Origin of the sequence: Nonomuraea sp. NBC_00507, from assembly GCF_036013525.1 — a bacterium.
Classification (GTDB): Bacteria; Actinomycetota; Actinomycetes; order Streptosporangiales; family Streptosporangiaceae; genus Nonomuraea.
Genome location: NZ_CP107853.1, coordinates 5,607,377 through 5,633,929 on the forward strand (window position 1 = coordinate 5,607,377; position 26,553 = coordinate 5,633,929).

Below are 26,553 nucleotides of genomic sequence, written 5' to 3' on the forward strand. Positions count from 1 at the left end.
CTGAAGGTTGATCAGGCGGCGAGCGGTGTGGACGAACTGCATGCCTGTTGGTAGGCGAGTTCTTCGTGTCCTGCTCGGGTGTATTCGCGGGCTTGTGCCGCTGCCGTGTTGGCTAGGAGGGCGTCTCCGGTGGTTTTCCACCCGGTTCCGGCGTAGGTCAAGTCGCCGATGACGAGCGTGGTTTCGTCGTCAAGCTCGTCTTGACGGTCGAATGCGTCGGGGTTGTATTCGTTGCTGGCGTCCTGGGCGCGGCGGTAGTGGAGGCGTGCGGCGCGTAGGGCGGCGAAGGTAGTGGAGTAGCGGCGGGCTTTGGTGAAGAAGTGGCCGCCGAAGCCGAACATGTGTGCCCAGCGGCGAAGGCCATCAAATCCGGCATAGTCGGGGTGGCCGAGGTCCCAGCAGGCGGCGATGAGGCGTTCGGTGTGGGTGCCGGTGCGGTTGGCGTATTGCTCGATCGAGGCTTGGTCCAGGCGGCGGGAGGCGTGGCCGGTGATCTCGGTGCCTTTGGTGGCGTATTTGGCGAGGTAGGCGGCGACCATGACGTCGGTGACCAGGTTGTCTCCTCGGAGCCTCAGTGGGCGTACGTCGAGGCCTTTGTCGGGGTCGCCCCAGGCGATGGGCCAGCCCTCGGGGCGTTCTGCGTGTCCGTCGGTGGTGAACTGGGTGACGGTGGCAGCGTGCTGGACTGCGTCCTGTAGGTCGTCAGCTGTGAGCCCGTCCGGTGGAGGGATGACGGCGGTGGGGTCGTCGGGGTCCAGGCCGTCGAGGCGGAGGAGGACGTGGAAGTGGACGGCTCCGCGTCGCTGGTATTCGGCTGCTTTGCCGTGGGCGATGCGGATGCGGGGTAGTCCGCGACGGCGGGCGATCTGATTGAGGTGGCGTTCCATCGTCTGTTTGGTGCGGCGCCACAGTTCTCCGGCCTGGTTGTTCCAGACGACGTGGTGGTCGTGGTCGTAGCAGTCCAGGCAGAGCGGTTGCCCGATGCGCTGGTCGGTGGGCTCGTGGCGGGCGAAGCAGGCTTGCCGGATGCCGTGGGGGCAGGTGTCGATGGTGCGGCGGGCGTGGCAGGGTTCTGGCCGGCAGGTGCAGCGGGTCTTGTCGGTGCAGGTGTGGGTGCAGACGTGCCGGGTGTGGACGGGGCCGAAGCTGGGCGCGGTGAAGGTGGCGAAGACAGCCGGGTGCGTCGTCACCGTCTCGGGGACACCTTTGCCGCCGGTCAGGCCGGAGCGGACGAGCTGGTAGGCGTCGCGGCGGTAGGTCTCGGCGCAGGAGGGGCAGACGGTGGCGCGGCGATTTCCGCAGGCTTTGTAGATGACGCCGTCGGGCATGGCCGAGGTGAGCAGCGTGGCCAGGATGACGCCGGTGCGGGGGTCGACGGTATGCATCTGGCCGTGCAGGCGGATGGGGGCCGTGCATCCGGCGGCGGACCAGACGTGGTCGAGCCAGGCGTAGTAGCCGTCACCGGCACGGGTGAGGGCGCTGTCGTGGGCGAAGAGTGCAGCATCACCAGGGCGCCGGGTGATGTCGGGTTCGGTGTTCGCCCCCGTGCCCGGGAGAGTGAGCTGGTGCCCAATCTTCCCGGGGACGAGAACCGGCGTCGAAGGCGTCGGCAGCTCTGGGTTCATGCAACCTCCTGCTGGTGGAACAGGGGCGGCTGCACGTAACCGCGAGCGACGGTGCGGCATGGGTAGAGATTGCGAAGGTAGGTGTGAACGGCGGCTTGCCAATCGAGTCCAAGCACGGTGCCGAGTACTGCGGCGGCCACGGGCGGGGCGACGACGTCGGCGGCTTGCAGAAATTGCTTGGAGCGAGACCCCTGCCAGGGGTAGTCCGTTGGGAACCCGATCAACAGCCCAGCCTGCGCCGCAGTGAGCGGGGCACTGTCGGAGATGCGCTTCCAGGAGCGGGTCTTGCTCGTCAGACACCAGGCGGGCTTGTCGGCGGAGAACTCATTCCCGCCGGACGTGCGACGATTACCGCGGGTGTTGACGCGTTCGCCGGTTGACCAGCCGAGGGCGTCGGCCATGCTCATGGTGGGGAACAGCTCGCATGGGAAAACGGGCTCGTCCATGGGTGGAGGCCCGAACTTGCCGGTGTGCCAGAGCGAGCGCATCGGCAGGCCGGTCAGGTCGGGTGCGTAATCGCGGGTGGCGATCAGGAACGTACGGGTACGGCGGCTTGCCACGCCGAAGTCCTCGGCCGCCACCGAGATCACGCCGATGAAGCACCAGCCCGCAGTCATGGCCAGCTCGGCACCGATTTCTTTCCAGAGCTGGGCCATGGCGGGCACCTGCTCGGCGATGACCCATCGCACCCGTGGCATCAGGAACGCGAACCTCAGCGTCTCGATCACGAGCGCCGATCTCGGGTCGATCAAGCCGGTCAGCGCCTCGCGGTAGGCTCTCTCGGCCGCAGACCCGCCGATGTAGTCGCCCAGCAGACTGAGCGCGGTCGAGATGGTGGGGTAGTCCTTCAGGCCGCCGCCGAGGCCCGCGCGACTGTACGGCGGGCAGGGCGGAGTGATGACGACTCCAGTCGCATCGGGGAAGTCGTCGGGGTCCAGGTAGGGGACGCTCGCCTGCGTGCGGTGGAAACCGGCGGCGCGGGCGGTGGCGCAAGCGTCGGCGTCGATGTCATAGCCGTGAACGGCCTGGGGCAGGGAGAGGATGCGGGCGCCCTGGTCGATTCCGCCGGGTCCGGCATACAGCACGAGGATCATGGGTGGTCGTCTCCTTTGCTCGGCAGACAATTGGGCGTTCGCCCCCGTGCCCGGGAGGTGAGCGGGTGCCCACGTCTTCCCGGGGACGAGAGCCAGCGTCGAAGGTGCCGACGAGCTGGGGATCATGGGCGGCCCCCGTCGTGGGTGCCGTCGAGGTGGTGCAGCAGGGCGGTGGCCGTGCCGGTGTCTATGCCGAGGTGTTCGGCGAGGATGGCCGGGGTGATGGGTTGTTCACTGCGCTGCCGGTACGCGAAGACGGCCATACGAGCGCCCTGGAGGAGTTCGTCAGGGATGGAGGCGACAGGTTCGATTGCAGGAGCCTCGATGCGAGGGACTTCCGCTGTCACGGTGGTGATTGCCGGGTTGGCCCGCTCTTCGGGAGTGGTGTTGTGATCATCGATGCGTTTGCTGGCCTGGGTGCCGGAGAGGGCGAGTTTGGTGAGGGCGAGAAAAGCCAGTGCCGGGACGGCGCTGAGGAGCCATCCGCTGGGGCTGGGTTTGGCGACCGCGAGTTGTGCGGCGATGGACAACGCGGCGGCGGCGATGAGAACGACCATCGGGTAGATGACGGAGCCGCCGTTGCGTTTACGTCGGCGGATTTCCAGGCCGGCGGCGGTGGGGGTGAGTTCGGAGATGATGGCGTTGGCCCAGCCGAACCAGTCGCCGGTGCCGGCGGGGACGTGTTGCATGGTCCAGTCATGGACGTGGGTGAAAGAGGCGAGTCCGGCCATACCGCCGATGAGGAGCAGGATGAGGATTTGCACGGCGTTCTCGATGCGTTCGGCTCGGTTAGACGGTGAGGACATGGTGGGTTTCCTCGCTGTCGAGGTGGATGGGAACGAGTGGTCGGTGGCACTGGCTGCAGGTGAAGGAAGCAGTGGCCAGTAGGGATGCGGCGATGCTGGTGACTCGCTTGCAGCCGCAGGTGGCGGACACGAGGGTGATCTCGTACGGCGTGACGGTGTCTGCCGGGCTCGTGTCGTGGTTGTCGGGCTGGTCCCAGCCGGTGACGCGTGGGGTGATGCCGCACAGGGGGCAGGCGCGTGATGCTCCGCCGCGTCGTTTGAGGGAGCGTTCGAGGTTGCGTCCGCCGTCCCAGGTGCGGGCGAGGGCGAAGCCGATTCCGGCGGCGGTGATGACTTGCATCAGGCGGGCGCCGGTGCCGTTGCGGTGCTGGTGGAGTCGGCGCTTCAGGTCGCCGGGGGTCCAGCCGATGTAGTGGCGTGCGTGCTTGTAGGGCCGGTCGAAGTGCAGCAGGTAGACGGTTCCGCCGGTGCTCATGCGCTCTCACCGCCCCAGCGCTGTTGAGCAGCCTGGCGGGTGATCTCTAACGGGCGGGCGATGTCGGCCCAGGAGTAGCCCTGTTCGCGTAGGCCGGTGACGGCGTTCGCAATAGCCGTATCGAGTTCGTCGATGAGGGCGATGGCGTCGGCGAGTGCTTCGACGTCGCCGGAGGCGATGCGGCGTCCGTAGGCGCGGATGGCGCGTCGGAGGAAGGCGGCGTACTGGTCGTTTTCGACGACGCGTCGCGGGCTGTTGGGTGTCAAGGATGGGTTGTCGGTGCAGTCGGCTTTGGGCATGCCGGACTGGGTGCAGGTACGCTGCATGGATCCACGTCCTTCGCTTGAGGGTGGAGTGGTGGAGAGCAGGGGCCGGGAAACTTTGGTAGGTGGTTCCGGCCCCTGTGCCTGTTAAGGCAGAACCCAGCCGCAGAAGTCGCGGTTGGGGGTGACGATGAGCACGGCGTCGCAGCGCAGGCAGCTTGCGTAGTGCGGTCCGTAGTAGTCGTATCTGGACTCGTCGGGGTCCCAGAAGCACAGCTCAATGGCTTCGCATCGAGGGCAACGCACAACGCCGGTGATCAGGTCGTAGGCCTGGTTGTAGGTGCACCAGGGGCAGTAAATGGGCGTTTGCGGAACTGCTGTGATAAGCCAGTCGGCCGAGCCCAGCATGGGGGCGGTGGCGTCGCAGTCGTGGCTGTCGCATTGAACGAGCCAGTTCCTCACATCCGGGCTGCCGTCGGCCCGATAGACCTTGATGATCATGAGGTGTTCCTTTCACGAGGTGATCAGGCCGCGAGTCGCTGTCGGGATGAGCTGGTGTGGCCGTTGCGGCGGATGGCGACGGCGTAGTCGGCGATGTGGGCGATGTCGCTGTCGGTGAGGTAGGCGACTTTGATCTTTCGGGGGGTGCCGCCTTCGGCGATGAGGTAGCAAACGCCTTGGCTGGTGGGCAGGATGTCGGTGGCGCTGTAGCCGGAGCCGGACCAGCCGTCGCCGAGGATGATGTCGCTGGAGCCGGTGGAGGTGCAGCGGAAGGCGGCGCGGTAGCCGAACAGGTCGCGCATTGACTTGGGGATGATGTCGACGCTGGGGCGTTGGGTGGCGGCGACGACGATGATGCCGGCGGCTCTGCCGCGTGCGACCAGGTCGCGGAGCAGGGCGATGAATTCGCGTTGCTGGCGTTCGTCGCCGACGGTGGCGGAGAAGTAGGCGATCTCGTCGATGATGACGACGATGACGTTGACGTCGTCGTACTGGTCGATCTTGCGGCGGCGTCGGACGGTCAGCCAGGAGTAGCGGTTGTCCATGACGCGCTGGAGGCGGCGCAAGGTGATGATGGCCTCGTCGACGTCGGGGCCGACGAACTTGTCGGCGGCCTGGGCGAGCATGCCGAGCTCGACCTGTTTGCCGTCGAGGAGGATGAGGCGGGTGCGGTCGCACAGGGCGGCGTGGCAGGCGATGCATTGGACGAGGCCGGATTTTCCGCCGCCGGGTTCGCCGGCGGCGAGGATGTTGCGGTAGATGAGCGGCAGGTAGACGGGCCGTCGCATCTCGTCGATCCCGATGAAGATCGGGTCGTACATCGACATGATCGGCCCTATCGGCACGGCCGAGGCGAGAGCAAGAGTCATGATCGTGGCTTTCTGCGAGAAGTAGAGAGGCCGTGCGGGGTGCCACTGGGGCAGGGCCCGCACGGGCCGTCTGAGCGTTGGTTATGGAGTGACCTGGCCGTAGTAGGTATCCGAGGCTTGGATCTTGGTCATGTGTTCCTCGGTGATGGCGGTGACGTGGTATTCGACCGGGCCGAAGGCGCGCATGGCGGTGTAGTGTTCGCCGTCGGCCTTGAGTGCGGGGGTGACGCCGAGGATGGCGGCTACGCGGTCGACTTCCGCGCGTTTCGCGTCTTCGCTTCCGTCTTCGAGGTCGTTGGCGAGGACGCTGTAATGGATGTCGATCTTGGAGTTGACGGGTACGCCGGGCTCGTTCTCGAGGAAGTCGGCGAAGTCACGCAGCTGGTCGATGAGGTCGACTCGCGCGATCGTCTTTTCGACGTCGCGAATGCGCCGGTAGTACTCCTCGGCTGCGTCGGCACGGCCGTGGTATTCGTAGTAGCGGGCCCACTCAGACACTTCGCCGAGTTCCTGGTTGAGCTCGTATCTCGTGTTGAGATCCATCGCACGTTTCCTTTTCAAGGGATCAGAGGCATGGCGATGCCAGGGGACGGCCGGGCCAGGGAAGTGCTCAGCCGCCCCGCCGGCGGGTGTGATGGCTACGGGGCGAAAGCGGCTAGGTCAGTCGATGTAGTCGCTGATGTCTTCCGTGCCGCGTGCGGCCGGGACGGTGACTGCCTCGCGCGTGGAGGCGGGCTTCTTGCCGTTGTCGGTCCGGCCGTTCTTGGTCGTGGTCTTCGGCGTGTCAGTGACGGACGCTTCGGTGACGTCGTCCAGGTCCAAGCCACCGGTTACCGTGTCGAGGACGAGTGTCGGTGACTGGTTGATCGTGTTGTCCGCCCCGTTGATCTCGTCGGGTAGGGGTGAGACGACGCGTCCGGTGAGGGCGTCGCGTCGGCTGATGTTGATCCGCACGAGGGCGGAGTTGGACTGCGAGGCGCGCTCGGCGGTGACCTTGTCGGCCCAGCACGCGGCAGCGATTTGTTCGAGTCGGTTTTCCAGGTCCGACATGGCCAGGCCGGGGCGAAGCCACAGCCAGACCGATTCGCCGATGAGCGTGGGGCGCGCCCACAGGATGAACGGCAGTGAGGCGCGGTTGTTGCCGATGATGAAGGCGGCGAAGCAGGTCCGCAGGCGGTGCCGGGAGATGACGCACCAGGCGACCTTCATGACGTTGCGTCGGACCTGGGGGAATGCGAACGGCAGGACCAGTGTGGCGATGACCGCCAGGCGCATGGTCAGCGTGGTGTGTTGGGCCAAAATCGTGAAGCCGTAGACGAGGCCGGCGGCGGTGAGGATTTCCGGCAGCCACCAGACGATGACCCGCAGCAGGGGCCAGATGGCGATGACAGCGGCGATCGGCGAGGCCACGATCGCGCCGATGGCGGCTCCCAGGATGAGAGCGATGATCGGGTGCCAGTCGTCTGCCAGGACGGTGGCGGCCAGCAGGCCGACCACGACGGAGACCACCCAGAAGGCGATCTTGGCGTTACGGGTGTAGGACCGGGAGACGTGATCCTCGATCACGGTGACGGTGCCACGGCGGCCGGAGGCTCGCCGAGATGGGACACGGCCGCTATTCTTGGCCATGGATCGACTTCCTTCCGCTGGAGGAGATGTCGGTTTCTGGTGTGAATGCGGCGGGGCCAGATCTGGGCAGATTGGTGGCCCCGCTCGCATGTCGTGTGTCGATGGGAACGAATCGCTATCCGTCGGTTAGGGCAGCTTCCTCGCCCGACGAGTTGCCGATAGCGACGTTGTGGCCGAAGGCCGTGTCGGCGATGACTACGTGCGTGTCCTCGCCCGGGTCCGTTGACCCGCTGTTGTTTCCGATCGCGGCGCTGTTACCGAACGTGCTGCCGGTGATGACGATTGATTTGCGTCCCATGCGCTGACCTCTTTTCGTGAAGATGGACAGGCCGTTCGGCCTGGGTGTGATGCATCCGAATCCGTCTCGGTCTGGCATCACATGCGGACACCGCAGGTAGAACTGTGAGCGTCTGAAGTCTGGTCAGGCGGACTTGACCGCTGAAACCGTCGCTGCCTTGATCTCCTGAGCGCGGAACGCAACGCCGCTGCGCCCGTTGGTCGACCACGGCAGGGCCTCCAGCTTGGAGAGAGTGACGACCTGTCCTACCTTCACCTCGGGCCGGATGCCGGCCGTAGTGATGGTGATGACCTCGCCACCGTCCTCGTCCAGGATGAACACCTGCGTCGACCACATCGGGCGGCCCGTGTCGCGCTCGGTCTTCTGGCGACCGTTCTGGTCGGTCTTCTCGACCGACTCCTTCGACACCGTCACCTGCTTGTTGCTCGTGTCCACGTAGAGCTTCATCGAGCCCTTCCCTTCGTCTTGGGCCGCACCGCCTCTCGGTGCACTCCCCTAATGGACTTGTCCTCTATAGGACTACTGTGAGAGTTGCATGCCACCGACTTCTCGTCAAGTCCTCTATAGGAATATGCTTGGTGTCGGAGGAAATCTGTGACTGACGAACTCGGTGCAAAGGCACCCAAGTACCACCGAATCGCCGATGAGCTGCGACGCGACATCAGAGATGGCGTCTATCGGCCAGGCGACCGCCTACCGGCAGAAACCACACTCCTCGATCGCTTCCGATCCCAGCTGCCAAGCCTGAGCTTGCCGACGCTGCGCCAGGCCATCGCACTACTGCGCGCCGAAGGTCTCATCGAGTCCCGGCACGGTGTGGGAACGTTCGTGAAGGAAAACCGACGCCTGCAACGCCGCTCTCGTTCGCGGTACGGCAGAGCAAGAAGTGACAAGAAGCTTCTGACCTCACACCTTGAGCACGAGATCACGTTCGCCGGTACTGGCCCAGTGCCGCCACACATCGCCGAAGCGGCAGGTCTTGACGAAGGCACCCAGATGGTCATCCGGCGTCGGACTCTTCGAGATCGGGAGACCCGGAAACCTGAAGAGCTCGGAGGAAGCTACCTCCCAATGGAGTACGCCAACGGCACCTTCCTAGAGGAGCCTTCGGTCGTGCCCAAAGCACTCTTTCTCTGCATGGAGGATCTCAGCGGCAAGCAGTACGCGCACGCTCAGGATCAGTGGCTGGTTCGCGTCCCCACCGCCACCGAAAGCGATCTCCTCGACCTGGCCACCGGCAGCCAAGTCATCCATGTAATCCACGTCGCACGAGCCCACGATGGAACTCTCTTGGAGGTCTCAGAATCCGTCTGGCCTGCCGATCGCATCGTGATCATCGACGAATACCCGATCACGCAGGAGCCGGAGCCTCCTGACGTGCCGTCCGACATTTAGAAGGATCATCATGGATCACACCGCGATCGAGCGCGTGCCCGCGGTCCGTAACCACTGGTGGTGGCGGCCCGGCTGGCGCGAAGGACGGCACTACTACGCGTGCCATCTCTCTTTTGAAGACCAACCCGAGCTTCACAGCCTGGTTGATCATTACCAGGGAGCGTTGAAGACCTTCCCTGTTCTAGACCTGATCCCGCGCCCCTGGCTGCATCTCACCATGCAAGGCATCGGATTCACGGACGAAATCAGCAACGAGACAGTAGAGAAGATCGAGGACGCCCTTCGATCGGAGCTGCGACGGACAACTCCTCCTGTCGTAACCTTCCATCGGCCAGTCATCGTGCCGGAAGCCATCTACCTACCAGCCGTGCCTGCAACGCAGATCCAGGAACTCCGAACGACCTGCCGCACGGCCATCACAACGACGCAGGCCATAGAACCTGACTCACGCCCATACCGTCCGCATGTCAGCGTCGCATACGTCAACACGGAGAGCGCGACCGAACACATTGCACAGACCCTCGACATGATCGACGCGGACCCTGTCGAGGTCACGATCTCAGATGTGTCGCTCATGGTGTTCCACCGTGATCGCCGTATGTACGAATGGACCAAGGCAATCCGCATCCCGATCGGCAACAACCCTGCATGATGCGGCACCGGTGCCACAGCAGATTGCTGCTCTGCAGCTGCACATGCAGCTGCACCGAGAGCCTGTGAGAAGTTTCTGTACGTCTTCAAGGCGGCCCCGAGGGGGCCGCACGCGCCGCCGTCTCGGCAACGCCGCCGCCTCCCGCTGACGCTCCCGGCGGACGGCTAAAAGCACCGCCGGACGGCTGGCGCGGACGAGTGGAAGGGGGGCCGCCGTGCGACGGTACAGCGTGATCACAGGGGAGCGCACTTCTCGGGTCACGGGGGAGCCGGTCAGCGCACGCGTGCGCGGTCGCGAGGTCGGGCTTGACTGCATGCCTCCGGCGGGGGCGCTCCGGCTCCGGGATGGCGTCGAACGCAGGTGCGGGTTGTGGGGTGGCTGGTGTCGGGTCCATCCCGTCTGCCATCGACCCAGGCAAGCCCAGCAGACCGTCGCCTCCGCCGCGAGCCCGGCTGTGATCGTTGGCGTCAGATGTCTGTGGAAGGTGCCCAGGCGCAGGGACACGTCAAGCCGGGCTTGCACCTCCGGCGCCGGCCCGCTGCCGCTCCGCGGTGGGTCGATGGCAGACGGGATGGACACCTGCTGGCATGGCCCAGATGGGATACCGATCGGGTCCGCGATGACGGGTATTGGGGTGTGCATTTACCTCTTATTGGTTGCGTTGGAAATAGTGGCCAAGCAGCATGGAAGAGAAGGCATCTACGCTGGAGTTATCATGGGTACATGCGCTTGGCTCGCAACGACTAATGATATATTTATGCTAGAAAATAAAGGGGTGCATATTTGGCATCCCGACCAAGCGCTCGACAAAATGCCCGCCCGAACTGGAACAGACGTCGCGAGAGACCTTTCCGGTAGGCTCCTTATGCGCTATGTCGTTCCAGATTTGCAGCATGAGCCTGACATGCCCCAAGGTGTGACAAGGAAAGTATTCGTAACGCCTACGCCATACAATAAAGACGACCTAACAGAATGGTGTCAACTACCTATTGGCGAGACGGTACGACCCTATGTCATATTGATCGACCCCGCCAAACTAACGCGTGAAATTCGTGGGCCGCAATATATAGCTCGAGCAAGGGGTGTTCAGTACATTTTGCCGGAGGGTTACACGCAGGAGTCCATCGTTGGCCCGTACGGGCTTAAGATTTGCTAATGGAGGGTGTAATGTGGGAAATAGAACTCGTCACTGAAGAATTCGAGGCGCGAGCCGAGAGTAGAGATTATGCAGTTATCTACTCGGCCGTTGACAGGGGAGGGGCGTTTGAGTGGCGCGCGATGCGCGAGGCGGAGTTGAAGCGCTATGTGTCCTTCGCTATTCTGCCTGAGTGGCGACATGTTCGCATGCAGAACGACTTTAAGGGCGTTATGATAGACGTTGAGGGACGAGTGTCTGTGGACTCTGGGCACTCAAAGTCAAGTCGAGTAGTGCTAAAATACAGCGCCACCATGGATGACAATTTGTTTCATAAGATCCCTGAGCTCATAGCGCATGTATTCGATCAGGCTGAAATCCTATCCAGTAAGGATCTTGAGGTTGATCCGTTCCCATTGGCGTTGCATGCAAAAGACTAGTCTAGCCAGTCGGCAGCTCCTGATCTTCGGTGCTTTGTCGCTAGTAATGGACGATAAACCAAGATCGTAGGGTGGGACGCCGACGCCTGTTCCTTTAGCGCCCAAGCCCGAAAGACCTCGAGGCTTCGAGGGGCCAAGTGACAAACTGAGTGACATCAGGGGCGGCTCACCACAGCACGGCCCTGCACATGCGCGCACACTGGATGTAGGCCTGAACAGCCAAAACGCCAGCTCCAGTGCTGGAATAGCTACGCTTACAAGCGAGGGGTCACTGGTTCGAACCCAGTACCGCCCACCTGCGACAACAGCCCCGTCTCCGATCATGGAAACGGGGCTTCGTGCCATTAACGTGCCATAAGCCGGTGCGAGAGAGAGCCCTTCCGAAGATTCATTGGCGTTGTGCGCGATCTTCGTGTTCATCGCGTCGGCGATCCTGCGGTCAGCGTCCGCCGTGCTGTGCTGGTAGATCAGCGCGGCCCGGACCGAGTCATGCCCCATGCGCTGCATGAGATCTTTGAAGCTCGCGCCGGAACTTGCGGCGATCATGTTTCCGGTGTGTCGGAGATCATGGAAGTGCAGGCCCGGGAAGCCGATCTTCTCGGTGCTCTCGTCCCACTTGGCCGCCCGCCGGAAGTTGCTCCGGCGCAAGATGCCGCCTCGTGAGCCGGTGAAGATCAGCGCGTCGGCCTCTGGGCCGGTGAACTGGTCGAGGTGGTCGCGAAGTGCCGGGACGATCGCTTCCGGGATGGCGACCGTACGGACCCCCGCGCGGGACTTCAAGTCCACCTGCAACCGCGTTTGAGCAGGACCCCTGAACGGCCCCCTTGCTTCCCCTTTCGAGCCCCCAGCCGGGAGGAAGAACCGCAGATGCCCGACTACATCCCAAACGTTCGCCTGCGCGCCTGGAGAAACGAGCGGCGGCTATCCCGCGCGGAGATGGCCGACCAGATCAACGCCACCGCAATCGGCGTTGCCGAACAATTGGCATGCGACGAGGAACGCGTGCGCCGATGGGAGGCCGGTGAAGTCCGCTGGCCACGCACCCCCAATCGACTGGCGCTCACGCAGCTGACTGGCCTAGAACTGGAAGCGCTGGGGTTCTCCCAGAGTAAGCAAGCGGGTAGCGGCCTCATCGAGGCCCGTTGTGATCCCCGCCGACGCCCCTGCGCGCCGAGGCCAATCTGTACGGGACCATGGAACTTGCCCAGCAACTCCAGGCCTCCGACGTCGGAACCGGCACGCTGGAGGCACGAACGGTTCGTAACTGCACGTCGGGCCCTCATGAGCCGCCGCCCAGACCTGCTCGACTAGATTCGAGAGATCGTCGTCTGGCCACCTGCGCTCGCCGCGCAAGATCCTCGCCGACGGCACTCCGAAGGCGCCTGATGCCAGGGCCCTGACCGCATACGTGACTGGACTGCCGAGAGTGTGTGTGGAAACATCCAATTCCGAGACAGTGGTGCTGCTAGCCTGTCGAGCCAAGCACGAGACTTGAAGTGTCAATGAGAGCTGTTCGGAGATCAGATCATCGACCGCTTCAGCCTGTGTTGTGTTGAGGAATTCCTTGTGCATGATAACAGGTTGACATGAATCTTCCGCTGCCTATACTTCGGGAGCTGCCACATGCGGAGGGTATGGAGAAGAAGGCGTGTCCTACACCAACCTTTGGAGCACATACTCACACAAAGAGCAACTCAGGTGCTGGACTTAGCCAGTGAAGAGGCTGCGGCACACCATCACGAATGCGTGTCTCCCGAACATCTCCTGTTGGGACTAGTTCGGCTCAATAAAGGAGTCGCCCTCTATTCTCTGGCAAGGCTAGGAATCAGCTCGCAAGCCGTCCAGGAACAGATCCAACACTCAATCGCAAACGAGATAGGGGAGCGCGAAAGCGAGACCTTTTATACCCCTCGTGCCAAGCAAGTACTCGACCTGTCGCGTCGTGAGGCTTCTCAACTCGGTCACGGTTATATTGGTACCGAGCATATTCTGCTTGGGCTCATTAAAGAGGGCCAAGGAACTTCTGCACGTGTGCTAGAAGAACTGGGCGCCGACCTTCACCGCGTTCGCCAAAAGATCCTCGATGTCCTGAGAGGTCCAGTACCTCTCGAATGGGCTCAATAGTCAGCCGACTTCCCGAGGTGCAAGATCCCTGAAAGTGCAAGGCTTTAAATGCATCCGGTCCACGCAAGCTCACGTGGTCAAGGTTGCGTGGACCGGCTTTGATCGGGGGTTAGGAGCTATCTCGGATCGAGAGTTCGTCGGATATTAGCATCCGCATCCCACAGTGCACATTCCATTGCAGGCATACTGGTACCAGGTTCCGCACCCGTCGTAGGAGACAGTACAACTGGGGAGTTGTGAACAGATGTAGAGGCCTGTGCACCAATCGCTCTGAGTGGAGCATTCGCAGTCAACCGCCAGGGCAGCGTTGTTGTCTGGTTTTGCGGTGTCAGCATTGACTGGCTCTACCGGGCCCAACGTGGCTATAAGAGCGATGGTCTCGTCGTGACCGAACGCATCAGCCACGAGGAGTTTGAGGCGTTCGTCCTCGCTCCTCTCCGCGTCTGTGACATTGTGTGGATGGAATTTGGATACATTCCTCGCTTGCTCTTCGAGAGATGCGAGTATGCTTTCCTGTCTAGGCGAAAGATTTGGATGGTTCTGCCGGTAAGTCGCGAAGTGCTCAAGCCACAGTTTAGATCTGGCTGACGGGTCTAGTTGCTGATAGATCGCCCTGCGATAGGGCATCGTGTGCTCGGAGAAGGCGGAATAGGTCTTCGGAAGACGATCTTTGTTGGCCGCAACCCAGGCACGAGCCTTTCCGGGTTCGTCGGCCAAGGCTGGAGCTTCGCCAGTCAGGACGATACCAACAGCGATACCGAACCCGGCACCGAACCTGAAGAAACGTCGCCGGCCGATCGGGTCTTGGCCGGATGTCGCCGTCTGGTTCGCTCGGCTTAGTTCGCCTAAAGCGCCGAACAGCTTGATGGAGGCCTTCGGCCCGAGTCGGCCCAGCAGGCGCATACCCATTGCGGGGCCGGTCCAGGCACGAACCCGATTTTCATCAACTCGTAAGAGAGTCGGGGCCCACGGTGCTTCAGCACCCAGCGCTTCCTCGCGCCACCGCAGCACATCCGGGTGCGCGAGTGGCAGGACCTCCAGCTTTTCGCCGGCGGCAGCTTTGGCCGCTTTTGCGATTTCGTTACACCTCCCGCAAGAAGCGTCAAATCCGAGGATCCAGCGCGAGTGTGAACGCATTGATTTCACTCTCCGTTCTCCGTGATTGACTCGATGTAGGTGTTTGGATAGGCCTAACTCTCCAGCGACGTAAGCTTCTGAGACATGATCGGCAAACCCACCTGTCAGGATAATGGGGCCTAGTTACGCCAGTAGTCAAGATCCATCTACCTATTGTGTTGTTCGCGATGGCGTGATGTCGCCGCTTGGCCTTGGGTGGTCAAGCCCTTCATGTGCTCGCACGCTTAATCTACTTACCAGCTCGAATCGTGGCGTGGATGTGATTGCAGTCGTTTCCGTATTGCATATATGGGTGGACCGTAATCTGTGGCGTGGTTGTTCACGCTTTCAGTGCTGCTGAATTATTGCGTAGGCGAGCTCCCGCCTCCGTGGTAACAACTGGTTGGTGTCTGGTTGGTCTTTGCCGATTTTCGCTCATAGGGATCAAGCGGCGACGCGGCGCGCCGCCGTACCCCGGCCCGCCACCCGTCCGCCGTCCGGGCGTGCGGCCTGGGGGCCGGTCCCGGACGGCGCGGGACTGCGGGCCGTCCGCCGTACGCGCACGTGACCGCGCGGACCGGAGGCTCCAATCGGGGTTGCCGCGCCGCCGCATAGATACAGCACTTACGATCCCCACGGCATGGCTGGTCGCCGTACATGGTCGGGGGCGATCGAAGGTCCAGAGCTTCGTTCCTCAGCCCTGGCCCACTGAGCACTGTGTCTGATCATTACGTGCGGTTCTGACGCCGATGTTGCTCCCCGCGACGATCGCGACAGGCACCCGGAGGCCGGCGTGTACGTGTGTGCCATTCCCGTGCCATTCAGTGATCTCAGAGCGGTGTGAAAGCCCTGGTCGGTCGCCATGGTTGCAGGTTGGGGACACATGATCACCGTGCCGTTGGTTCTGACCGGAACGCTTCCGGCGAGGCTAAGTCCCGTCGAGCTGCCCCAGGTCGGAGGCATGCGAAGCCGATCTTGGCTCCTTACAAGCGAGGGGTCACTGGTTCGAACCCAGTACCGCCCACCTGTCAAACCGGCGCTCATCCCATGATCGCCGAGACGCCCAAGGGGACGAGACGGGGACGATCATGCAGGATCGCCCGCAGCCACGTCGCCCGGGCCTCGTCGAAGGTCACAGGTGTAGGGGATCACCTGTCAGCGGTTGACCTGTTCCAGCACGAGCCGAGCGCAGACAACACAAGCCCGTCCGGATGTGGGGGCGAAGGAGACGGACCAACCGCAGATGGGCAGCGGGTACACCTTCTGTCCGCACAGGCTGTCCTCGGTATCCGCTGGAACCGCATGTTGTATCGCCTCGCGGCCTGAGCCCGACAGACCAAGGAGATAGTCAGCGTCAGCGGCGTCTGGCCCGCTCTCTGCCGGGCAGATGAGCAGGTCGTCCCACTGGACTGGCCAGCGCCGCACCCCACCCGGAAGATCGGCCCAGTCCGCTTCCAGTTCCACCAGCGCCAGCGTGCCACTACGGAGGACCTCCGCCACCGTTCCGCGCTGCCCCATCAGCACATCGCCAACGGCCCGAGTACGGGCTGGACTGTGCAGCATGGCCACGATCTCAACCCGGCATCCCAACTTCTCGCGAGCCTCCTTCATCGGGGGCTCGCTTCCGCCGCTTCCGGGCAGAGAAGATCGCGGATCGTCTCCGAAAGGGGATGCTGTCTCCGGAGGTCCGCGTAGCGGAAGGCGATCCGCCGCGCGGCTCTTGACGGCTCGACGGTGGGATGGCGGGCGTACAGCACCCGTCTGCGCCGGTCGTCCCAGCCCGCACGCCACCAGTACCACTCGCCGTCGCACCAGACGACGAGCCCCACCCACACAGATACCAGGCTCAGACCGTAGCCATCGTGCACGTCTGCAGAGACGCCTTGGGCGGCCAGGGCGTCCGCCAGAGCTTCGGCGTGCTTCTCCGGCGTGGGGTGTCGGTTCGGTGGTTGCATCGGTGGACTCCCATCACGTGCGGCGGTGACGTAGCGTGACGGTATGTGACGGCTCAGCTGCTAGACCGGAAAGAAATTCCGGGGTCCGTCGTAGGCATCCAATGAGGATGAGGTGCATGCGGGGAATGACCAGCAACCTGTCCATCGGCCAGCGCGTGGCCTGGTACCGGCGACGGCGTGGGATGTCCCAGGACGTACTGGCCGGGCTTGTGGGACGGACCACCGATTGGCTGAGCAAAGTCGAGAACGACCGCATCACCTTGGACCGCTTGTCCGTCATCAAGTCTCTGGCGAGAGCGCTGGACGTGTCCCTTGGCGACATGCTGGCCGAGCCACACCTGTTCGAGTGGACGGACGAAAGCGGCGATCAAACCGTCCCCGCGCTGCGAGCGGCGATCACCGACTACCGGCAGCTATCGCCAATAGCCGAGCTGATCGAGAACACGGAGCCGTCGAGCCATGCCGAACTGCAGCGTGCCCTTGCCGAGGTGTGGCAGGCGTACCGGGGAGCCAGATACAGCTACGTGATACGCACCCTGCCTGGGCTTCTAGGAGAAGCACATCATGCTGTGCGTGCCGAGGACGGCGATGCGCGCATGGCGGCGATGGGAGCGCTCGGGCAGGTCTATCACGCCGCGGCCAGCATCCTGACCAAGGTGGGTGAGGCTGATCTCGCGTGGATCGCCGCCGAGCGAGGCCTGACCTTCGCGCGAGAATCTGGTGATCAGCTCGTCACTGCCTCATTGCTTCGCGCGGTCACCCACGCCCTCCTGTCCAATGGTCGCTACGAGGCAGCCAAGCAGCTCACGATGGATGCCGCCGAATTGCTGGCTCCTGACCTCCCGTACGCCACGCCTGAGCTGCTGTCGGTGTACGGCACGCTGTACCTCGCCGGGTCAATGGCGGCGGCGCGAGACGATGACCGCAGCACGACACGGGCGTTCGTGGCCGAGGCGGAGGTGTCGGCGGCGCGTCTGGGCAGGGATGCCAACTACGTTTGGACCGCGTTCGGGCCGACGAACGTCCGCATCCATGAGGTGGCGACGGCGATCGAACTGGGAGACATCCAGATCGCCGTCGATCTCGGGCCGAGACTGGACACCAGCGGACTTCCGATCGAACGTCGCGCCCGCCATGGTCTCGCCGTGGCGCACGCCCTGAGCCTGTGGAACCGCACCGACGATGCCCTGGCGGCGCTGCTGGAGGCCGAGACCATCGCGCCCGAGCAGGTACGCCATCATTACCTCAGCCGCCAGCTCACGATGTCATGGATCAGAAGGCAGAAGGGCAAGCCCAGTTTCCAACTCTCTGCGCTTGCCCGGCGTCTACATATCGTGTGACAGCGGCCTTCGTCGCGTAAGGTCAAGGCCGTGAACGATCAGGAGGCCGTACCGTTCGCCCAGGCCCGCGCCGCCGCTGGAGCGCTGTTCTTCGACGACATCGGCCGTGTGCTGCTCGTCCGGCCTACGTACAAGTCCTACATGGACATCCCGGGCGGGTACGTCGAGACGGGGGAGACTCCGTACGAGGCGTGTGCCCGAGAAGTGCACGAAGAGCTGGGCATCCGGCCGACCATCGGGCGTCTCCTCGTGGTCGATTGGGCACCTCTCCCGCACGAGGGCGACAAGGTCCTGTTCGTCTTCGACGGAGGCATTCTCGACGGCGAGGCGATCAAGCGGATCACGTTCGCTGACAACGAGTTGAGCGCGTACGAGTTCCGCCGCGTTGACGAGCTGGATGGTCTCCTGATCGAGCGCCTCGCCCGTCGTCTCAAGGCTGCCGCCACCGCCCATGAGCTGGGAGAGACGGTTTACCTTGAGCACGGCCGGGCCGTCCCGGCTGAATGATCATCTGGGTGACCATGGTCTGGGGCGAGGCGACAGTCGGGATCTCGGTGGAACGTTTGCCCAGGTAGAGACTCAAATTCCTCCAAACGGGTGGGCGCGCTCAAGATATGCGGCGGGAGGTCATCGCCGAGAGCAAGAACCACGAACCCGCCACGGTGCATCCCATCGCCAGAAGGTTCAGCGCCAGGGACAATGCGTGTGACCAGCCCATCACCGCATTGGACAGCGACAGGAAAACGGAGAAGAGACCCATGAATAGTTGTCCCAAGCCGTGACGGCGCGGCTCATATTGCGTACGCCTGCCCCTTAACGGGCGAGGGAGTCGCTTGGAAGCGAGTGTGTATATCCCGGATGCAGCAACGACGCACCCGAGCCCTAATATGAGTGCCCATGCCACTGTGAAGTCCACTTGAGTCAGCTCCTCGGGTCGCGGAGGTAAGCCCCTCTTTCGGTGGTAATCCTGCCGGATCGGTTTGATGAAGATCAAGCGGAGCGCACTGCCGTACGGCGGCTCGTCGCTTGCCCAAACGCCCGGCATGCCGATCCGAGGTCTGTCCCGGGCGGCAGCACCAGTACGCTGTGGCGCCTTCGGACCGACCGCAGCCACGGCACGGGAGCTGGGTAGACGGTCTTCCTGGAGCACGACCGAGCCGTTCCCGCTGAGTGACTATTTGAGCGACTCTCCCAAAGCGTGTCGGAACCGGAGCTTCGGGGCTGCAGGTTACCGAGGCCGGTGGCCTTTCCTTTTACGGCTGGCCGGCGCGGCCCGGCGGCCGGAGCCTTTCTGCGCGGGTTTTTGTGCCTGCCGCTGTGGCGGTTTCTCCGCAGAGGTGGCGGGGGTGCGGCCTCGCGAGCTGTTCACTGTCCGGCCGCGGACGATGCCGATGAAGTCTTCCACCAGGTCAGTGGTCGCGTCCGTGGGCCAGGCCAGCGCGACCTGAGACTGTGGCGCGTCCGGCACCGGCCGGTACGTGAGATCCTTGCGGTGGTGGAGGCGTGCCAGCGACTGCGGAACCAGGAGAAGCCCGGTGCCGGCCGCTACCAGTTCGACCGCGTTCGCCGTTGTGGCCGGGCGGGTGAACGCGGGCAGCCCAGGCCGGACCGTCCACTCGATGGTGTCGTCCAGAGGATGGAGCACCTCGTCGTCGGTCAGGTCGGCGATGGCCACCTCGTCGGCGGCGGTCACCGCGTGGTCCTTGGGCGCCACGACCACCGTGGTCTCCACGTAGAGAGGAATCACGCTGAGGCCGTCCCGGTCGACCGGCAGCCTGACGAATCCGGCGTCGGCGCCGCCATCCCGCAGCAGTCTCACCACCTCGGCGGCGGGAACCGCGACCAGGGTAATTGGCACGCCGGGCATCCTCTCGGTCCAGACGTTGACCCATTTCGCGGGTGTCACCCCGGGCACGTACGCCAGCCGGAACGCTCTGCCGGTCTCCCCATCAGTCACTTCCTCAGGGTACCGATGTCAGGAAACCCGTTCCGACTGACTACCCTTGGCGTTATGACCTCGCCCAAACCGAAGACTACTCAGACGATGAAGCCCGAGACCGCGGCCAAGAAGCTGGGTGTCCTCCTCTCGGCCACTCCCGCCGAGTTCCAGGAGGGTGTCGTCTCCAGGGACGAGCTGAACGAGTTGCAGTCGAGGCCACCCACCTGGCTCGCTGACCTGCGCCGTAACGGCCCGCACCCCAAGCAGGTCGTCGCGGCGAAGCTCGGGGTCTCCATTTCCGGCCTGGCCCGAGGCGGGATCACCGAACCGCTCACCACCGCTGAGATCGATGCGCTGAAAGCGGAGAACCCGGCGTGGCTGGAGCGCGAGCGGTCCATCCAGGCCGAGACCCGCAAAGAGGCACTCCGCCTCAAGCAACGCTAGACGCGCGACCAACTCGTTCACGTACCGGCTCATGAATACACGTGCCGGCTCATGAATTAATGTAACTGCGATCTGGTTGCATTTACTCGAGTTCTGGTTGCATTTGGTCTAGGGCAGCCAGTCCTGGAGGCAGGGAAGATGCCCGAGCTCGGACTCGATGCGCCGTAGGTCCTCGGCGGACAGTTCGAGTCCGCGCAGGTCCTCCAGCCACGGCGCGGTGGGCTCGCCGAGGGTAGTGGCCAGGTCGACCAGGTGACACAGAGCCAGGGCTCTCTTAACCACCGGGGCGTCCGCGCTGTGCCGCCGCACCGCGGATTTGAGCGCACGGAAGGCCTGCAGGTCATCGTTTTTGAACTCGCGCAGGATCCGGGCGTTGTCAAGCGCCTTGGCCAGGCCTGTCAGCTGTTTCGACCCGCCGTATTCCAGTTCGGCGGGCTCGTCTCGCTGGATGAAGATGATCGAGTTACCTGAAGGGTCGACCAGCGTGAACCGGCTCGCTCCCGGCCGGTATCGAGTGATTCGCGGACGCCCGGAACTCAGGACCTTCCCGTATGCCCGGCGCATCGCCGCGACGAACGCCGCGTGATACGGCGCCACGGCGTCGACCATGACCAGGCAGGCCCCCAGATCCTCCCGGGCCGGATCCAGGTCTTTGGGGGTTGCCACGAAATGCAGTTGGAATCCGCTCCACCGCATCGCCAGATACACATACGGCTTGGTCTGCTTGTAAATCGCCTCGAATCCGAGCGCCTCATAGAACGCGCAGGTCTCCTCCACCGACGCGCACAACATCGTCGGCACGGTGGACTCGTTCGGTCGAATTGCCGGCTCACCCGGCCGCTCCACGTTTTCGGTCACGCGGGGCATCCTTGCAAAAGTTCGGAAGACTCGCCTATGGATCGTTCCAGCGGGGCGCCGGCCCGGCCGTCCGGGTTCCGGGAATCCGCCGAGTGGCCTTGGAGCCGGCCTCCGGCTTCAAGGCCACTCGGCGTCCTCCGCGGGACGGCGATGTGCGGGTTGCCTCAGGAACGCACTGTGACCTGGTCGAATACGGCGGTGGCGAGGGTGTCCGGGCTTCCGGACGTCACGGCGAGGCCCGCGTAGTACGGGGCGTCGCCAAAGGCTGCCAGGGTGTCCTGGCCCACCGTCGTCCAGGTCTCGCCGTCGCCCGACACGGAGGCGGTGAAGACCAGGCCCGCGCGCCGCAGCCGCAACCACACCGGGCCGCCGGAGAACGACGGACCGTTCACCGCGGGTGCGCTGCCGGCCACCTTGGTGCGCCGGATCAACTGGCACACACCGCTTCCTCCCGTGGCCACCACCGTCCCGGCCATCAGGTCGAAGGGATTGAGCGACTTCGCCATCACCACCCCGATCCGGCCAGGTGCGCCGGTCGGCCGGGTCAGCCGGGCCGTGAGCTCCGCGTCCTGGGTCAGTGGCACGTAGGCGAAGTGGGCGCTCGCGCCCTGCCCGTTGACGTTGAGGTCGACGCCCGCGCCCCGCACGGTGAAGACCCCGTTGTCATGGTGGGTGACCCCAGGTGCGCGGACGAACGCCACGCCGTACGTACCGAGAAGCCGCTCGTCGTGGACGACATCGCCGAGGTCACGGTACGCCCAGGGGGCGGGTGGGGCGGCGGCCACGGACAGCGCCAGTGCCGCCGTTGCCGAGCCTTTCGCGTTCTCAGCCGCCAGCTGGACGGAGTACTCCCCGGCCGCAGCCGGGGTGCCGGAGAGGAGGCCGGTCCGGGCATCCAGGGTCAGCCCGCCGGGCAACCCTGTTGCGGTGAACCGCACGGGATCGCCTGTTGCGCGTACGACGAGGCGGAACGGCTGTGCGGCGTTGCCGTAAAGGGCCTTCGGGACGGACAGCGCGGGCGCCGCGGACGGCTGGGGCATCTGGGCGCTCACCGGACGTGAACGCGGCCCCGTTCCGGCCGTGTTGCTGCGCGCGACCACGTAGTGATACGTGCGGCCGGGCACGCCGGTGGCGTCCCTGAACCGGGTGCGGGTTCCGAAGCCGATCGGGGCGATGCCGGTGGCCAGCACCCGGTAGGGGCCGCGCTCGGTGTCCCCGCGCCACACCGTGTACCGGCCGGACAGGTCGTGGTCCCGCCACTCGAGCTCGACCGCGGAGCCGTCCGCTGCCGCCCGCACCTGGCTCACGCCGCCCCGCGGCTCCGGGACCGACCAGCCGGTGCCGCCCGCCTCCACTGTGACGTTGTCGAAGCAGGCCGTGCCGGTCTCCGCGTAGTCCTCGGACACCCCCAGGCAAGAGGAGAAGGCGAGCCCCACCAGGGCGTGCCGGCCCAGCGGCAGCTCGTCCGAACCCACTGTGGCCCACTCGTGTCCGTCCGGTGAGATCTCTCCTGTGAGGCGGTCTCCCTTGCGTGTGATCCGCACCCAGTAGGGCATCCGGAGCCGGTAGCCGTCACCCGCCGCTTCCACATAGGGGGATTCCAATGGCGTCGCCGACTCGGGCAGCGGCCCCAGCTCGGAGATCGGGAAAGCGGCATTGGTGGTGATCGCCGGGCGCTGTGACGGCGGCACGGGTAGGGAGCCGGTGCCGCGCGTGGCGCCGCCGGGCTTGGCTCGCACCGTCCACACCCCGCTCCAGGCGTGCAGGGGCAGACCCTGCAGCAGCATCGCCGCGTGCGGGGCGCCCGCTTCCAGGGAGCCGCGCACCATGACGCCCACCTGTGAGTACTGCGAACTGAGCGGGTACACGATCCGGGCCGTGACGACGCCCTCTCCCGGCAGCGGCAGCCAGGCGAAACGGAAGGAGTCGGCCTCGCCGGCGATTCCGGCGCCACCGGCCTCCATGGTGATGCGCTCACCGTCGTGCCCGGTCGAGCCCTTCGGCCGGACATCGCCGATGTCGCCGGTACGCCAGGGAGCGGGCAGTCCCGGGGCGGCCACGACGGGCAGCGACCGAGGCCCGGCGCCCTGGCCGGCCGACGCCGTGACCGTGTACGCGTACGCACGACTCGCGGCCGAGGTGCGGTCCGTGTAGGAGGTCGCGGTGAGCCCGTCCGCGAGCAGGGTGTACGTGTCGGCGTCCGGCTCCTTCCGCCACACCGCGTAGGTCTGGGCTCCGACGACCGCCGGCCACGCCACGTCGACACCCGCGCCGCCGGACGCCGCCGTCACCCCGGCCGGAGCGGTGGGCGCTCCCGTCGGCAGGCCCGAGCCGCGCTCCGTACCGGCGAAGGTGAGCGTCCCCCACGACGGGTGGTCGTCGTTGTAGCCCTCGACCACGCGCGTCCCGCCCGCACCCCGGAAGATCACCTTCTCGGTGTGGGGAGCGGACTTGCCGAGGCGTCCCGCGTAATGGGCGTAGGCCATCTCCCACAGCGGCCGGATCACTCCGCGCTGCCGGTTGGAGACGGCCGTCTTGATGTACTTGCCGGTCCGGTCGAGGTCGGGGGTGAACGGTACGGAGTCGTCGCCGAGGTTGTATCGGGCGAAATACTCGAAGTTGGCGAGGATCCGGTCGTCCGCGTAGCCGAAGAGGTCCACGCCCTGCTGCCAGGCGACCTGGGCGGCATCCGCGAGCAGTCCGACCGCGAGCTGCTCGTGGGCCTGGTCGCGGCCGGACTCCTGGCCCTGACCGGCAGCCGTGACGATGCGGCCCAGGACGGAGCCGTTGCCGGCGCCGGTCGTCGCGAACCGCATGGCGTCCTCGAACATCACCCGGTCGTCGCAGAACACGGCGATGGCGAGGATCGTACGGAGTGCGGCGAGGTCCCAGTTGCCGTTGGCGTACAGGCAGTAGCCGGAGACGGCCGGATACCACACCTCGGTGAAGGAGCGGGCGCAGCGCTGCACCGACGCCTCGGGCCAGCCGTCGTAGCCGCTGTGCCGGAGGATCTCGGCGGCGTTGACGAGCTTGAAACCCTGCAGGCCGGCGCCGAGCTGCCCGTCCGCGCCGGTGATGCCGGTGAGGGAGGCGGCCCAGGCGTCCAGGATGTCACGAGCCTTGTCGGCGTGGCGTACGTCGCCAGTGCTCGCCCACATCAGGGCGTTCTGGTAAGCGGCGGCCGCGTCGGAGGCGGCCTGGTTCGTGAAGTTGGTGGGACCGCGGCCCCAGGTCGTGATCTGTCCGGTGTTCTGGACGGCGTAGGTGTGCTGGGAACGGGCGTGGGCGGCCATCGCGGCGAAGCCGGAGGCGATCGGCTCGCGTCCGGCCGCGACCGCGGACTTCATCCGGTCGAGATCCGCGCGGGAGTGCAGGAGACCGGGATGCGCGAAGGCGAACGCCTCGTCCGCGTGCGAGGCTCCTTCCGGGTCCAGGGCCCACGCGGGCGTGGCGGAAGCGGACAGCAGCCCGCTCGTGGCCACGGCCGCGAGCCCCGCCGCACCGAGGAACGACCGCCGGTTGAGGGAAAGCACGGGCGACTCCTCGCTCATGCCGGGTGCCCGACGGTGAGGGAGAGGGACTTCGTCGCCGTGCCCACGGTGTTCGTGGCCGAGACGGTGACCGTGTAGGTGCCGGGGACCTGCGGGGTGCCGGAGATCAGACCGGTGTTTTTGTCGACCGTGAGCCCCTTCGGCAGACCCGCGGCGTCGAACGACGTCGGCAGCGCGGTCGCGGTGATCAGGTGGTTGACGATCTGGCGCGCGGTGGCCGTGGCCTCGCCCGCACTGGTGATCTCCGGGGCGACGGTGGACGCGGCGGTGGCGGAGTCCAGGAAGCGCAGGTCCTTCACGTGCTCGTTGACGAACATCGGCACCATGTCCTGGGTCAGGTACCAGCGCGGCTTCTGCATCGTGTCGGCGATGACCGTACCGTTGATCGCCAGGTTCTGGAAGGTGACGTTCTTGACGGGGCGGTCCGCGTCGTAGCCGACGATGACCGACATATTCGCGTTCTTGCCGTCGTACTTCAGGTTCCGGACGTACACGTTCTCGATGCCCCGGCCCGGCGAGGCGTTGTACCTGTTGGCCATGACGCGCATGTTGATCAGCTGGCCCCAGCGGAAGTCCTCCACCCGCACGTCCTGGATGCGGACATTGCGGATGAGGTTGCTGTCGCCGGTGTTCATGGCGAAGCAGCCCTGGTAGAGGATCTGGGGCTCGCGGTGGTCGAGGACGTCGATGTTGCTGAACACGATGTTCTCGATGACCTCGGGCTTCTCCGGGTTGCCGTGCGTGCCCATATTGACCGGGTGCGCGACGTCAGCCCAGAGGACGCAGTCACGTACGGTGACGTTGCGGGTGTCGCCGTAATAGTCCCAGCGGTGGGCGTAGATGGCGATGCAGTCGTCGCTGTTGCGCATGAAGACGCCCTCGATCAGGACGTCCTCGCTGCTGAACACATCGATGCCGTCACCCCACTGGCCGTGGCTGTAGGAGTGCAGATTGCGGACGGTGACCTGCTTGGACTGGCCGATCGTGCAGGCGTAGCCGCTGCGCGGGTTGAGCACCATGATGCCGTCGATCTCGATGTTCTTGGAGAACGCCGCCAGGACCCCGCCGTCCGCGTTCCACAGGATGCCGCGGCCGAGCAGCCGGGCGTTTTCGACGTTGCGGAACTCCACCCGGGCCTTCAGCACCGCGCCGCCGGCCAGGTACACCGTCTTGCCGCTCGGCACCATCACCACGTTGCCGGCGACGGTGTGCAGGCCGGGGCCGAAGTAGATGACGTCGGAGTCGCCGGGCTCCGGCCGCTGCGCCTCGATCGGGTTGGCGTGCAGCTGCAGGTTGTCGAAGATCTCGCCGTCGATCTCGATGGAGAGGTTGCGGGGCTCGCTGAGGGTGAAGCGCACGGTGTCGCCGGCTACTTCGTGCTTGATGTCGTACGACAGCGGGCGGATCCGCGCGGAGCCGATGGCGCCCTTGGACGAGGTGACCTCGACCTCCACGGTGCCGTTGAAGTCGAAGGTGGCGACCGAGGTGTTCCGGACGATGCCGGAGCCCGTCTTCTCGTTGATGGTCTTGGTCTGGCCGCGGAGGACAGGTACCGGTTGCCATTCGCCATGCGGCGTGCGCGCCTTGATGGAGAAGCTCGTGTTGGTCGGGACTCCGGCCGGGATGGGGTACACGACCAGCCGGTCGGCGACCTCGGGCCTGTCGTCTGCCCTCGCGGTGCCGGCCATCGCGCCGACCAGGGAGTACGCGGCAGCGCCAACGCCTGTGGCCTGGATGAAGGTGCGCCGGGTCAGCCCGATGCCGTGGGGGTCGGTCATTGGGGGGTTCCTCCGGGTGGGGGTCGAATGCTCCGGGGACATAGAAATCGGTTGCTATGTCTTGCGTAGATATATCGCGGATGCCGCCCGGAGGGAACCTGTTGACCGAAACTTTCGCACAGGCCGGCTTTCGCCTCTGTGCGTGAAACCCTCAGGTGCCTGCACCTCTGCTCGCGCTCTAGGTTCGACAGCGTCCGGGGGCTTTCCAGGACGTCGCACCAGCGCGCGATGAGCTGCCATGGCCACCACGCCCGCTTGCGCCGCGC

26 protein-coding genes are annotated in these 26,553 nt (G+C 64.9%); 6 read left to right on the plus strand and 20 right to left on the minus strand.

Annotated elements, in window-relative coordinates; translation table 11 throughout:
- Nucleotides 1-11: 11 nt before the first annotated feature.
- From OHA25_RS27305 to OHA25_RS27355, 11 genes are all read right to left on the minus strand, one after another.
- Nucleotides 12-1,625 carry a replication initiator gene (locus OHA25_RS27305; RefSeq protein WP_327590306.1) on the minus strand — a complete coding sequence of 538 codons (1,614 nt, stop codon included), beginning with the start codon at nucleotides 1,623-1,625 and terminating at the stop codon, nucleotides 12-14.
- Nucleotides 1,622-2,719, minus strand: coding sequence for a hypothetical protein (locus OHA25_RS27310; RefSeq protein ID WP_327590307.1), 1,098 nt, complete (start codon nucleotides 2,717-2,719; stop codon nucleotides 1,622-1,624). The genes OHA25_RS27305 and OHA25_RS27310 overlap by 4 nt, the downstream gene beginning before the upstream one ends.
- A gap of 122 nt (nucleotides 2,720-2,841) precedes the next feature.
- Nucleotides 2,842-3,525 (minus strand): hypothetical protein, encoded by a 684-nt coding sequence (locus tag OHA25_RS27315; RefSeq protein WP_327590308.1) that lies wholly within the window; start codon nucleotides 3,523-3,525, stop codon nucleotides 2,842-2,844.
- On the minus strand, nucleotides 3,509-4,000 hold the full coding sequence (locus tag OHA25_RS27320) for a hypothetical protein (protein ID WP_327590309.1): 492 nt from the start codon (nucleotides 3,998-4,000) through the stop codon (nucleotides 3,509-3,511). Before OHA25_RS27320 ends, OHA25_RS27315 begins: the two co-directional genes overlap by 17 nt.
- On the minus strand, nucleotides 3,997-4,326 hold the full coding sequence (locus OHA25_RS27325) for a hypothetical protein (RefSeq protein WP_327590310.1): 330 nt from the start codon (nucleotides 4,324-4,326) through the stop codon (nucleotides 3,997-3,999). The genes OHA25_RS27320 and OHA25_RS27325 overlap by 4 nt, the downstream gene beginning before the upstream one ends.
- A gap of 84 nt (nucleotides 4,327-4,410) precedes the next feature.
- Complete coding sequence (locus tag OHA25_RS27330) at nucleotides 4,411-4,764, minus strand: hypothetical protein (protein ID WP_327590311.1); 354 nt, start codon at nucleotides 4,762-4,764, stop codon at nucleotides 4,411-4,413.
- A 23-nt stretch (nucleotides 4,765-4,787) separates the two neighbouring features.
- Complete coding sequence (locus OHA25_RS27335; protein ID WP_327590312.1) at nucleotides 4,788-5,633, minus strand: FtsK/SpoIIIE domain-containing protein; 846 nt, start codon at nucleotides 5,631-5,633, stop codon at nucleotides 4,788-4,790.
- Between the two features lie 81 nt (nucleotides 5,634-5,714).
- Nucleotides 5,715-6,176 (minus strand): hypothetical protein, encoded by a 462-nt coding sequence (locus OHA25_RS27340; RefSeq protein WP_327590313.1) that lies wholly within the window; start codon nucleotides 6,174-6,176, stop codon nucleotides 5,715-5,717.
- 117 nt (nucleotides 6,177-6,293) lie between these two features.
- Nucleotides 6,294-7,262 carry a hypothetical protein gene (locus OHA25_RS27345; protein WP_327590314.1) on the minus strand — a complete coding sequence of 323 codons (969 nt, stop codon included), beginning with the start codon at nucleotides 7,260-7,262 and terminating at the stop codon, nucleotides 6,294-6,296.
- A gap of 115 nt (nucleotides 7,263-7,377) precedes the next feature.
- Nucleotides 7,378-7,560 carry a hypothetical protein gene (locus OHA25_RS27350; RefSeq protein ID WP_327590315.1) on the minus strand — a complete coding sequence of 61 codons (183 nt, stop codon included), beginning with the start codon at nucleotides 7,558-7,560 and terminating at the stop codon, nucleotides 7,378-7,380.
- A 123-nt stretch (nucleotides 7,561-7,683) separates the two neighbouring features.
- The gene (locus tag OHA25_RS27355) at nucleotides 7,684-8,007 is read right to left on the minus strand and encodes a hypothetical protein (protein WP_327590316.1); all 324 of its coding nucleotides are present in this window, start codon (nucleotides 8,005-8,007) and stop codon (nucleotides 7,684-7,686) included.
- 147 nt (nucleotides 8,008-8,154) lie between these two features.
- On the opposite strand from OHA25_RS27355, the gene OHA25_RS27360 reads away from it, so the two are divergent.
- Together OHA25_RS27360 and OHA25_RS27365 are read left to right on the plus strand one after the other, a co-directional pair.
- Nucleotides 8,155-8,955: a GntR family transcriptional regulator gene (locus OHA25_RS27360; RefSeq protein WP_327590317.1), complete on the plus strand. Its 801-nt coding sequence runs from the start codon at nucleotides 8,155-8,157 to the stop codon at nucleotides 8,953-8,955.
- Between the two features lie 10 nt (nucleotides 8,956-8,965).
- Nucleotides 8,966-9,607: a 2'-5' RNA ligase family protein gene (locus OHA25_RS27365; protein WP_327590318.1), complete on the plus strand. Its 642-nt coding sequence runs from the start codon at nucleotides 8,966-8,968 to the stop codon at nucleotides 9,605-9,607.
- A 1,515-nt stretch (nucleotides 9,608-11,122) separates the two neighbouring features.
- On the opposite strand, the gene OHA25_RS27370 is transcribed toward OHA25_RS27365, so the two are convergent.
- A complete protein-coding gene (locus tag OHA25_RS27370) occupies nucleotides 11,123-11,968 on the minus strand; it encodes a tyrosine-type recombinase/integrase (protein WP_327590319.1) in 846 nt (281 codons plus the stop codon).
- Nucleotides 11,969-12,880: 912 nt separating this feature from the next.
- Here OHA25_RS27370 and OHA25_RS27375 point away from each other — a divergent pair.
- On the plus strand, nucleotides 12,881-13,306 hold the full coding sequence (locus tag OHA25_RS27375; protein WP_327590320.1) for a Clp protease N-terminal domain-containing protein: 426 nt from the start codon (nucleotides 12,881-12,883) through the stop codon (nucleotides 13,304-13,306).
- Between the two features lie 144 nt (nucleotides 13,307-13,450).
- On the opposite strand, the gene OHA25_RS27380 is transcribed toward OHA25_RS27375, so the two are convergent.
- The 3 genes from OHA25_RS27380 to OHA25_RS27390 all read right to left on the minus strand — a co-directional run bounded on the left by OHA25_RS27380 (nucleotide 13,451) and on the right by OHA25_RS27390 (nucleotide 16,377).
- Nucleotides 13,451-14,443 carry a bacteriocin fulvocin C-related protein gene (locus OHA25_RS27380; protein ID WP_327590321.1) on the minus strand — a complete coding sequence of 331 codons (993 nt, stop codon included), beginning with the start codon at nucleotides 14,441-14,443 and terminating at the stop codon, nucleotides 13,451-13,453.
- Nucleotides 14,444-15,577: 1,134 nt separating this feature from the next.
- A complete protein-coding gene (locus tag OHA25_RS27385) occupies nucleotides 15,578-16,033 on the minus strand; it encodes a hypothetical protein (RefSeq protein ID WP_327590322.1) in 456 nt (151 codons plus the stop codon).
- Nucleotides 16,030-16,377 carry a hypothetical protein gene (locus tag OHA25_RS27390; RefSeq protein ID WP_327590323.1) on the minus strand — a complete coding sequence of 116 codons (348 nt, stop codon included), beginning with the start codon at nucleotides 16,375-16,377 and terminating at the stop codon, nucleotides 16,030-16,032. Before OHA25_RS27390 ends, OHA25_RS27385 begins: the two co-directional genes overlap by 4 nt.
- A 125-nt stretch (nucleotides 16,378-16,502) precedes the next feature.
- On the opposite strand from OHA25_RS27390, the gene OHA25_RS27395 reads away from it, so the two are divergent.
- A complete protein-coding gene (locus OHA25_RS27395) occupies nucleotides 16,503-17,717 on the plus strand; it encodes a helix-turn-helix domain-containing protein (RefSeq protein ID WP_327590324.1) in 1,215 nt (404 codons plus the stop codon).
- Nucleotides 17,718-17,747: 30 nt separating this feature from the next.
- A complete protein-coding gene (locus OHA25_RS27400) occupies nucleotides 17,748-18,224 on the plus strand; it encodes an NUDIX hydrolase (RefSeq protein ID WP_327590325.1) in 477 nt (158 codons plus the stop codon).
- Between the two features lie 100 nt (nucleotides 18,225-18,324).
- Here OHA25_RS27400 and OHA25_RS27405 read toward each other — a convergent pair whose 3' ends face one another.
- Nucleotides 18,325-18,477, minus strand: coding sequence for a hypothetical protein (locus OHA25_RS27405; RefSeq protein ID WP_327590326.1), 153 nt, complete (start codon nucleotides 18,475-18,477; stop codon nucleotides 18,325-18,327).
- Nucleotides 18,478-18,945: 468 nt separating this feature from the next.
- Nucleotides 18,946-19,674, minus strand: a complete 729-nt coding sequence (locus tag OHA25_RS27410) for a LysR family substrate-binding domain-containing protein (protein WP_327590327.1) — start codon at nucleotides 19,672-19,674, stop codon at nucleotides 18,946-18,948.
- A 54-nt stretch (nucleotides 19,675-19,728) separates the two neighbouring features.
- Here OHA25_RS27410 and OHA25_RS27415 point away from each other — a divergent pair, with 54 nt between their 5' ends.
- The gene (locus tag OHA25_RS27415) at nucleotides 19,729-20,100 is read left to right on the plus strand and encodes a DUF5997 family protein (protein WP_327590328.1); all 372 of its coding nucleotides are present in this window, start codon (nucleotides 19,729-19,731) and stop codon (nucleotides 20,098-20,100) included.
- 108 nt (nucleotides 20,101-20,208) lie between these two features.
- Here OHA25_RS27415 and OHA25_RS27420 read toward each other — a convergent pair whose 3' ends face one another.
- The 3 genes from OHA25_RS27420 to OHA25_RS27430 all read right to left on the minus strand — a co-directional run bounded on the left by OHA25_RS27420 (nucleotide 20,209) and on the right by OHA25_RS27430 (nucleotide 26,287).
- Nucleotides 20,209-20,967, minus strand: a complete 759-nt coding sequence (locus tag OHA25_RS27420) for a glyoxalase (RefSeq protein ID WP_442942141.1) — start codon at nucleotides 20,965-20,967, stop codon at nucleotides 20,209-20,211.
- A 155-nt stretch (nucleotides 20,968-21,122) separates the two neighbouring features.
- Complete coding sequence (locus tag OHA25_RS27425) at nucleotides 21,123-24,491, minus strand: putative Ig domain-containing protein (RefSeq protein WP_327590329.1); 3,369 nt, start codon at nucleotides 24,489-24,491, stop codon at nucleotides 21,123-21,125.
- A 14-nt stretch (nucleotides 24,492-24,505) separates the two neighbouring features.
- A complete protein-coding gene (locus OHA25_RS27430; RefSeq protein WP_327590330.1) occupies nucleotides 24,506-26,287 on the minus strand; it encodes a putative Ig domain-containing protein in 1,782 nt (593 codons plus the stop codon).
- Between the last annotated feature and the right edge of the window lie 266 nt (nucleotides 26,288-26,553).

Excerpts from the sequence above, each read along its gene's own strand:
- OHA25_RS27305 (WP_327590306.1), bottom strand. The coding sequence starts at position 1,625 with ATGAACCCAGAGCTGCCGACGCCTTCGACGCCGGTTCTCGTCCCCGGG.
- OHA25_RS27310 (WP_327590307.1), bottom strand. The coding sequence starts at position 2,719 with ATGATCCTCGTGCTGTATGCCGGACCCGGCGGAATCGACCAGGGCGCC.
- OHA25_RS27315 (WP_327590308.1), bottom strand. The coding sequence starts at position 3,525 with ATGTCCTCACCGTCTAACCGAGCCGAACGCATCGAGAACGCCGTGCAA.
- OHA25_RS27320 (WP_327590309.1), bottom strand. The coding sequence starts at position 4,000 with ATGAGCACCGGCGGAACCGTCTACCTGCTGCACTTCGACCGGCCCTAC.
- OHA25_RS27325 (WP_327590310.1), bottom strand. The coding sequence starts at position 4,326 with ATGCAGCGTACCTGCACCCAGTCCGGCATGCCCAAAGCCGACTGCACC.
- OHA25_RS27330 (WP_327590311.1), bottom strand. The coding sequence starts at position 4,764 with ATGATCATCAAGGTCTATCGGGCCGACGGCAGCCCGGATGTGAGGAAC.
- OHA25_RS27335 (WP_327590312.1), bottom strand. The coding sequence starts at position 5,633 with ATGACTCTTGCTCTCGCCTCGGCCGTGCCGATAGGGCCGATCATGTCG.
- OHA25_RS27340 (WP_327590313.1), bottom strand. The coding sequence starts at position 6,176 with ATGGATCTCAACACGAGATACGAGCTCAACCAGGAACTCGGCGAAGTG.
- OHA25_RS27345 (WP_327590314.1), bottom strand. The coding sequence starts at position 7,262 with ATGGCCAAGAATAGCGGCCGTGTCCCATCTCGGCGAGCCTCCGGCCGC.
- OHA25_RS27350 (WP_327590315.1), bottom strand. The coding sequence starts at position 7,560 with ATGGGACGCAAATCAATCGTCATCACCGGCAGCACGTTCGGTAACAGC.
- OHA25_RS27355 (WP_327590316.1), bottom strand. The coding sequence starts at position 8,007 with ATGAAGCTCTACGTGGACACGAGCAACAAGCAGGTGACGGTGTCGAAG.
- OHA25_RS27365 (WP_327590318.1), top strand. The coding sequence starts at position 8,966 with ATGGATCACACCGCGATCGAGCGCGTGCCCGCGGTCCGTAACCACTGG.
- OHA25_RS27380 (WP_327590321.1), bottom strand. The coding sequence starts at position 14,443 with ATGCGTTCACACTCGCGCTGGATCCTCGGATTTGACGCTTCTTGCGGG.
- OHA25_RS27385 (WP_327590322.1), bottom strand. The coding sequence starts at position 16,033 with ATGAAGGAGGCTCGCGAGAAGTTGGGATGCCGGGTTGAGATCGTGGCC.
- OHA25_RS27390 (WP_327590323.1), bottom strand. The coding sequence starts at position 16,377 with ATGCAACCACCGAACCGACACCCCACGCCGGAGAAGCACGCCGAAGCT.
- OHA25_RS27395 (WP_327590324.1), top strand. The coding sequence starts at position 16,503 with ATGACCAGCAACCTGTCCATCGGCCAGCGCGTGGCCTGGTACCGGCGA.
- OHA25_RS27405 (WP_327590326.1), bottom strand. The coding sequence starts at position 18,477 with ATGGGTCTCTTCTCCGTTTTCCTGTCGCTGTCCAATGCGGTGATGGGC.
- OHA25_RS27415 (WP_327590328.1), top strand. The coding sequence starts at position 19,729 with ATGACCTCGCCCAAACCGAAGACTACTCAGACGATGAAGCCCGAGACC.
- OHA25_RS27420 (WP_442942141.1), bottom strand. The coding sequence starts at position 20,967 with ATGCCCCGCGTGACCGAAAACGTGGAGCGGCCGGGTGAGCCGGCAATT.
- OHA25_RS27430 (WP_327590330.1), bottom strand. The coding sequence starts at position 26,287 with ATGACCGACCCCCACGGCATCGGGCTGACCCGGCGCACCTTCATCCAG.